At 38.1% G+C, this 7172-nt stretch carries 7 protein-coding genes; 3 read left to right on the top strand and 4 right to left on the bottom strand.

The features are described from left to right. Positions 1–215: 215 nt before the first annotated feature. Positions 216–365, bottom strand: coding sequence for a hypothetical protein (locus HWQ44_RS08190; protein WP_292717333.1), 150 nt, complete (start codon positions 363–365; stop codon positions 216–218). A gap of 48 nt (positions 366–413) precedes the next feature. After that, complete coding sequence (locus HWQ44_RS08185; protein WP_292717330.1) at positions 414–584, bottom strand: hypothetical protein; 171 nt, start codon at positions 582–584, stop codon at positions 414–416. A 177-nt stretch (positions 585–761) separates the two neighbouring features. Here HWQ44_RS08185 and HWQ44_RS08180 point away from each other — a divergent pair, with 177 nt between their 5' ends. From HWQ44_RS08180 to HWQ44_RS08170, 3 genes are all read left to right on the top strand, one after another. Further along, positions 762–932 carry a hypothetical protein gene (locus HWQ44_RS08180; RefSeq protein WP_292717327.1) on the top strand — a complete coding sequence of 57 codons (171 nt, stop codon included), beginning with the start codon at positions 762–764 and terminating at the stop codon, positions 930–932. Between the two features lie 500 nt (positions 933–1432). Then, positions 1433–2725 (top strand): ATP-binding protein, encoded by a 1293-nt coding sequence (locus HWQ44_RS08175; protein ID WP_292717324.1) that lies wholly within the window; start codon positions 1433–1435, stop codon positions 2723–2725. Further along, positions 2715–4499 (top strand): tetratricopeptide repeat protein, encoded by a 1785-nt coding sequence (locus HWQ44_RS08170; RefSeq protein ID WP_292717321.1) that lies wholly within the window; start codon positions 2715–2717, stop codon positions 4497–4499. The genes HWQ44_RS08175 and HWQ44_RS08170 overlap by 11 nt, the downstream gene beginning before the upstream one ends. Before the next feature lie 268 nt (positions 4500–4767). On the opposite strand, the gene HWQ44_RS08165 is transcribed toward HWQ44_RS08170, so the two are convergent. Both HWQ44_RS08165 and HWQ44_RS08160 read right to left on the bottom strand, forming a co-directional pair. Continuing rightward, entirely contained in the window at positions 4768–5634 is an 867-nt protein-coding gene (locus HWQ44_RS08165) for a calcium-binding protein (RefSeq protein WP_292717319.1), read from the bottom strand. 180 nt (positions 5635–5814) lie between these two features. Beyond that, positions 5815–7074, bottom strand: coding sequence for a glycosyltransferase family 4 protein (locus HWQ44_RS08160; protein ID WP_292717317.1), 1260 nt, complete (start codon positions 7072–7074; stop codon positions 5815–5817). Positions 7075–7172 lie beyond the last annotated feature (98 nt).

The following is a 7172-nucleotide window of genomic DNA, read 5'->3' as shown; positions in this document are numbered from 1 at the left end:
AAAACTGGTTTGCTAATTGCTGTTATTGTACCTCGTAACACCGGGAAGTGCTGTAAGGTTTCACTTCGTTTAACCCAACCTACAATTATGATTTAGAGTTTGAGGATATCCTTAGTCTATTTGCGATCGCACTCAGCATCTCAATCGTCATTGGTGCGTTGTGCTTTGTAACAACGCACCATTCCATTGTATCAAGAAGCGGCGAGTCCAAACAATTACTTCACAGATGTCACTGTTTGGTTTACTACTGGGCGTGGTTTCTTGCGGTCTGACCTGCGCGTTCCACCAGCCATCCCATACTCATCACTATTTTTGCCATAGCGAGATGCAACATTCAATAGCATCTGCTCAGAATAAGTATTCAACTCTCGTTCTGCTTCTATTAATGCATTGTGTGTCTTATCTACTATTGTTTATGCTTGATTATAAGCGGCTAGCTTCTCTCGTAACTCAATTACTTTAATGTTGTAAGTAGCAATTGAAAACCCATTACTAAAGTCTAACTGAGGGTTAATTGTCTGCATTCCTTCAATCCGTCGTTCAGCTTTGGTTAGTGACATGGAGTTTCGTTTCCGTTGCGTCATATAATTTTCCTGTTTGGATTAATTTATAAATAACCCCGATTTTACACACTGAGTTATTTATATATCATCAAAATACGCAATAAGCAGATGCACCAGCCACAGTGAAGTTACAGAATTATAAAAGCATTGGATGGCATTAGCCAACTAGATAGATGCGGGTATATTTGCTGAAATTTGTTGAGAAAAGCTGGTTTTGAAGTCACAAAAGCTGGTTTTGAAGTCACAAAAGCTAGTTTTGAAGTCACAAAAGCTGGTTTTGAAGTCACAAAAGCTAGTTTTGGAGTCACAAAAGCTAGTTTTGAAGTCACAAAAGCTGGTTTTGATGTCGCAGAGCTTTATCTCATGTAGAGACGCGATTTATCGCGTCTAAAAAATTGACACGTTAGAGAGACGCGATAAATCGCCGTCTCTACAGAGAATGTACTCGTCAATTATTTCTTGACAGACTACTAACTAATAGTAACAACAGCTACCATCGCATCGGCTAGAGGGGAATGAGACGAAGCACACTAAAAATTTATTTTTATAACTAAAAATTTTATTTTATTTATGTGTTAAGTAGCTTTTAGGATGTTATCTGTATAATCTATCATTCAGTCTGAATTATCGAATGTATAATCTATCATTCAGTCTTATTGATTATTGACCTCTGTTACTTATTGATAGGTTGAATTTTGGGTATTAGAGCATCTCTTTTTAAGACATAACATACCACTCACCTAGTAGTTATTTATTAACGGGATTTGAGAAATTATGTAGGCATACTCTATCCTAGACATGAGCTAAACTTGTGCTTCAAAAATCATGAGCCATTATATGAATAGTTAGCACGTTTACGGCACTCTCTAATGTCTGAAGACTTATTAAACTCCTTTCAAGAAGCATACAGCAATCTCGAACTGTTTCCGTTGATGGAACGGAACGAAATGGAAAGATTTCGAGTCGAATATGGTGATGATTTGATTGCAGACCTGAACCAATTAGTAGAAGATAGTCCTAATGGAGATGGCAAAATTGTCTTTACAGGACATCGGGGATGTGGTAAGTCTACTTTGTTAGCTGAATTTAGCCGACAAATTCAAGATAAATATTTTGTAGTTCTGTTTTCTATTGCTGACAAAATTGAAATGTCGGCGGTTAATCATATTAATATACTGTTTGCGATCGCAGTTAATTTGATGACAGAGGCAGAAGCACGCAAAGTTGATATTCCGCAATCTACTAAAGAAGCTCTTTATAAATGGTTCGCTACCCGCACTCGCACTGAAGAATCCAATTTGCAAGCAGAAGTTAGTATAGGTTTTGACCTTTTAAAGTTGATTAGCTCTAAATTAAAAGCTGATGCTAGTGTTCGGGATGAAATTAAGCAAGAATTTGAACGCAAGTTATCAGATTTAGTTGCCAGAATTAATGAAATTGCTGCTCTAATTCAAGCTGCAACTCAACAAAATGTTTTAGTAATTATTGATGATTTAGATAAACTTGACTTAGGAAGAGTTAACGAAATTTATCGAGATAACATTAAGGCTCTCTGTCAACCTAACTTTCAAATTATTTACACCATCCCGATCGCAGTCCTTCGGGAAACATTTATCAGCACAATAATTACCACAGAAACCAACGATCAGGTTGTAGCAATGCCTGTATTAAAAATTTTTGACAAAGGTAAAAATCGCTTTCCTAATGCCCAACCTCGTTTGGAAGCAACCAAGATTCTCGGTGAAGTTTTACAAAAGCGGATTCCCAGTGAATTAATCGCGGCTGAAACTGCTGAGAAAATTGTGATTTACAGTGGTGGTGTATTGCGAGAGTTAATTCGGATCTCTAAAGAATGTTGCCGCATTTGTTTGCGGATGATCCGGCGAAATCCCTCAGCCGAAGTTATCATTGATGATAAAATTCTCCTTCAAGCAATCAATAAAATCCGCAATGATTTTTCCATCCGCTTAGGAAAGACTGATATCGATATTTTGCAGAGTGTGTATGAACAATTTATGCCCAATGATCCCAAACAAGCAGAGTTTTTAGATTTGTTACATGGGCTGTATGTTCTAGAGTATCGCACCGATGAAACTTGGTATGATGTTCATCCAATTATTATCGAAAGCTTGAGAAGACAGGGAGCTATTAATGTTAAATGAAGAATTATTAGATGATGAGGGAGAAAATCAAGATGCGTATGATGATTTAATTGTCTCTATTGAAGCTCAAAAACGGGGATTAAATTTACTGATTGCAGTTTGCGATGATGCTAGCTTTCGTGATGAGATTATTGCCCAGTATGAAGCCGAATTACAATCCACCTTCCGTTCCTATCGAGTAACTTTAGCACATCACGAACCGAGCCTAAAAGCTGCTCTTAACCAACTAGTACAACAAGAAGAATATCTCCGTCAGCAGAACCTGGCGGTGATTACTGTGACGGGTGCTGAACAACTTTATTTTCTCAGATTGGGAAATGAGCAATCGGAACAGGAGAAATTTTTTGGTTATTTACAGTGGACAAGGGAAGGATTACGCGAGTTTCCTTTTGCGATTGTACTTTGGGTAACTAACCAAATTTTAGTCAACCTGATTAAAAAAGCTCCTGATTTTTGGAGTTGGCGCAATGGTGTATTCCGATTTGAATCTAAAAAGACAAATGCTATTCCTGGTAAAGAACTAGAAAATATCCGCTTTGTTTTTCGAGATACAGAATTAGCCAGCACAGATACTAATGAAAATAATCGTTTTTTCTTGCCCATTCAAGATTTACAAAGGCTAATCGAGAAAGTAGAACAGGAACAGGGAACTAAAGATCCCACCTTGGCTACCTTATATTCAAGGTTAGGTGATATTTACCGCAGCAGATTAGAACGGGGTGAATCTCAAAATTATCAAGAAGAACAGGAATTAGCAATTAAGTATTGGCGTCAAGCAAGTGAACTACAAAATGAATTAGGTTTGCAGATAGATTTAGCTACTAGCCTCAATAATTTAGCAGGAATATATCGTGCAATAGGAAACTACAGCGAAGCCGAACCTTTATATAAACAAGCTTTAGAATTAAGGAAACGCCTGCTAGGAGACAATCATCCTTCTTTTGCTACTAGTCTCAATAATTTGGCAGGACTCTACAAATCTACTGGACAATATAGTAAAGCGGAACTCCTATATCAACAAGCTTTGGAACTGAGGAAACGCCTGTTAGGAGAAAATCATGCCGATGTTGTCGCCAGTCTGAACAATTTGGCACTACTATATGATGAGCAAGGACGTTATAATGAAGCAGAACCTTTGTATCTGCAATCATTAGAACTCGAAAAACGTCTGCTTGGCGAAAATCATCCTTCTTTCGCTCTCATTCTGAATAATTTAGCGCTACTTTATTATCATCAAGGACGTTTCAGTGAAGCTGAACCGTTGTCGCAACAAGCAATAGAACTAGATAAGCGGTTTTTGGGAGAAGAGAATCCTGATGTTGCAACAGATTTGCACAATTTAGGTTTAATATACCGCGCTCAAGGACGCTACGATCAAGCCGAAGCAGTGTTTTTGCAATCATTGGAACTTAAGCAGCGTTTACTGCAAAAGGCGCATCCACTTTTAGCAGATACTATCTATGCTCTTGGTTATATGTACAGGGAGCAGGGGCGTTACAATGAAGCAGAACTCTTATGTATAAAAGCCTTAGAACTTGATAAGCATCTATTGGGAGAAAATCATCCCAATGTTGCCGAAAGTCTCAACAATTTAGCAGAAATCTATCGTGCAACAGAACGTTACAGCGAAGCAAAACCCCTTTATCTGCAAGCTTTAGCTATTTGGGAGCGAGTCTGGGGTGAAAATCATCTTCGTAGTGTTACTGCTCGTCAAAATCTAGAAAAACTTGCCGCACTAATGCAGAATAATGGTGAGTGCGATCGCATTACATAAATTTTTTCAACTACCCTTCGTCCAACGCCCTTCAACGTTACCAAGTTAAGTTAATAGTCTATGATCCTAAACAGGAAGAGATTTGACAATGGATAAGATAAAACATTATCGACAACTAATAATACAAAGATTGACAAAACATGCACAAATTATAAATAATCCGAAGTAATTAACCGGACTTGATATCAAACTCTAGCAGAACTTCAAACCCTTTATAAATAGCGATCGCATTAATCTTGTTCACAACCAGCAAGTTCTTAAATTCGATTTATCGTTCTGCTAAACCCACCTGTCCACCAATTAGTCCCAGAAATCCTGTTCCAAAGTGCTGAATTTCCAAAAAACTTGCTTGCTCAGGTGAGGTTTTGTAAATTCGGAATGTCTTCATAATTCCTAAGGTGGCAGCACTTTCTAAAGGCCCAACAAAGCTAATATCTCGGTCAAAAAAATAAGTTTGATTAGCCCATTGAGCCATCTGATTTGCATTTAAAAAATAGCAACCAGCGTGAGGATTGAGGGCACGACAAAAGGTAATTGGTGTATTCATAATTGTACCTTTTAATTCTTTTTGCTCCTGCACCTTTTGAAAGGGAGCAGTTACTCTTAAAGCCAAATCCCCATCAATGTAAGCTTTGTGAACCAAACCGTGGGAGGAGACTTCATAACGATGTGGCTGGAGCAAATTTAAATCACCCGCTTGTTGAGTAAACCAGTTTAATTTTATAAAAAACCAAGGGTCATGGATAATTAGATCATCTTCAAGAAAGCAGTAGTAATCATATTCACCAAGACAATTTTGCAGAACAGCTTGGCACTCAAACCCCAAAAGTAGAGGTTCTGCATTGCTAGAATGATGCCTATATAAATGGGATGGTAAGGGAAGCTGATTTAGAAGATGATCGTTTTTAGTTGTACAAATAACAATATCTAGTTCATGAGACTGCGGTTGATTAGCAGGCAAAGCTAGTCGTTGAGCAATGTTGATAATACTTTGAGATTTGTCAAATAATTGATGTAAGGCAGTAATGCTTTTAGTTAACGCCTGCAAGCGGGTTTGGGGGTTTTTACGTTGGGAAGCATGACGACCCTCATTGCTAGGTTTGAAAAAATGGGCAATAGTAAAAATAATTCGCATTGAAGCTATAGATTTATTCTTTGTAAAATTAATTAAATTGTCTAGTATAGCAATCCTATTTGATTTGCGATCGTTGCAAGCCGCAGATCCCTGATTTGTTAAAGAAATCAGGAATCTTGTTTCTCAGGAATAATTTCAGATTGCTATGGTAAAAAACTTTAATTATTCACACTTACTTACTTAACTTCTGCCAAAACCTTTAGAATGTGGGCGCTTTTTCAAACTATCAGAACTTTTGCCAGCTAACATCCATTGCAAATGCTGTGGTAATAGTTTCGCTAAATCATAACGCTTCAAAATTGTCTCTCGCGCATTCGCACGAATTGCATTCATCTCCTGAGGATGATTCAGCGCCTCTTCAACCCTATTAGCAATATTTTGGGGAGAAAAGAAATCTACTAACAGTCCATTTACTCCATCCTGTACGACTTCCAATACTGGCGGAGTTCTAGAAGCTACTAGTAAACATCCTGCTGCCATTACTTCTAACATTGACCAGGATAATACAAAAGGACGGGTTAAATAAACATGAGCAGAAGAAGCTTGTAAAACCTGAAGATATTCATTGTAAGGAAGTCTATCTGTAAAGTGCAGCCTCGATAAATCCAAAGATAACTTTTCTAGCATTAATTGTTTATAAGTCTTACCATCGGGGAGATTCTTCCCATAAGCCACCCGATCTTCTCCTACAACTACCACATGACACTTAGGTCGTCGCTGTTGAAGTAGCGCCACCGTTTCCATAAACTGTGGAAAACCTCTATAAGGTTCCATCCCGCGTCCCACATAAGTTACCAACTCTTCCACATGGGAAAGATCCAGATTTATTCTTGGTAAAACTAACTTTGCGCCTGGTTTGGGGACAAAATATTGGGTATCAACACCATCATGAATTACAGTCAGTTTGCTATGATATTCTTTGGGAAACTGCTGGCGCTGCCAATTCGTTGGAGAAAGACCGCGATCGCAGCTATATAAATCAGTTAAAATCGGCGCATTTTTCACGCGGATGCGGCATTCATCATCAGCATTCAGCGGTTCATTGGGATCAAAATCTGCATCTGAACCATGAGCCTGATAAAACCACTCGAAATAACACAATAATTCTGCTTTGGGGAAAACATCTTTCATAAATAAAGTTGGCCCCCAACCAGAATGACCATAAACTATATCTGGAACGAAACCCTCAGCTTTTAATTTTTCTGCTACGCGATAAACAGCCTGAGCTGTAAGAACAGCATTTTCTAGGCTGCGAACGTAGTGGTGGGTTTGGGGAGCCGCTTCCCGAGAAGGAGTGTAAATAGCTTTATAAACGCCAGGTATTTCCCCTTCCCGACGATTTGTCCCAAAGACCACTTGGTAATTAGGATCTTTACCTAAAACTATCGCTAGGTTGCGAAATTGTGAGGGAAAATTGGGATGTAAAAATAAAATTTTCATTGGAATAATCTTGATTAACTTATTGCCAGATAAAATAAATTAAGACAAGCTGCCTAAGATTATAAGATTATTCATCACGATTTTTAGCAAGTAAATTT

The sequence above is a fragment of the Nostoc sp. JL34 genome, assembly GCF_017114945.1.
Lineage (GTDB): Bacteria > Cyanobacteriota > Cyanobacteriia > Cyanobacteriales > Nostocaceae > Nostoc.
This window is presented reverse-complemented; position numbering and strand designations above follow the sequence as displayed.